The sequence below is a fragment of the Erwinia sp. PME.40.26/001 genome (assembly GCF_055556675.1).
Window position 1 is genome coordinate 1 of the sequence record NZ_JBVHNP010000254.1, and the last position, 261, is coordinate 261.

1 protein-coding gene is annotated in these 261 nt (G+C 73.2%); it reads left to right on the top strand.

The genetic code is table 11. From position 1 onward, the window contains the following. Positions 1–10: 10 nt before the first annotated feature. Positions 11–261 (top strand): substrate-binding domain-containing protein (locus ACZ3HG_RS24080; protein WP_465334943.1); only part of this gene is annotated, 251 nt, incomplete at its 3' end.

A 261-nucleotide genomic window follows, 5' to 3' on the forward strand; every position in this document is an offset into this window, starting at 1 on the left:
GCGCGCGGCCCTGGAGGAACGTGGATGCCAGGTCCCTCCGGTCCAACTCGGAGACTGGACCGCGGAGTCGGGGCACCGCATCGGCGCGGCGCTCGCGCAGGATCCGGCCGTGACCGCGGTGTTCGCGGCCAACGACCAGATGGCGCTCGGCGTCATCCGCGCGCTGCACGAGGCCGGGCGCGCGGTGCCGGGGCGGGTGAGTGTCGTCGGGTTCGACGACATGCCTGAATCCGCGAACTTCTGGCCCCCGCTCACGACCGT